The following is a 222-nucleotide window of genomic DNA, read 5'->3' as shown; positions in this document are numbered from 1 at the left end:
GCGATGAGTGTTCACACAGATTGATATGGTTTGTAAAGTTAAGAGATTAGTTTCTGCTTAATTAAGTAGATGCTGGCCTAGTGTCCCGTTCGTCTAGAGGCCTAGGACACCGCCCTTTCACGGCGGTAACAGGGGTTCGACTCCCCTACGGGATACCATCTTTAAGCGTTCTTTAAAGCAAAAAGCTTCAGAGAATCTTTAAAAATGGTTTGGTTCTTTAAC

Annotated in this window: 1 tRNA gene; it reads left to right on the top strand. The window is 43.2% G+C overall.

Going from position 1 to position 222, the window contains the following annotated elements:
• Window positions 1-82: 82 nt before the first annotated feature.
• Window positions 83-158 (top strand) — tRNA-Glu (locus M9194_RS21640).
• Window positions 159-222 lie beyond the last annotated feature (64 nt).

It is taken from the genome of Vibrio sinus (genome assembly GCF_023634645.1).
Lineage (GTDB): Bacteria > Pseudomonadota > Gammaproteobacteria > Enterobacterales > Vibrionaceae > Vibrio > Vibrio sinus.
Note: the sequence above shows the minus strand (reverse complement) of the source record. Positions and strands in the feature narration are given on the sequence as shown.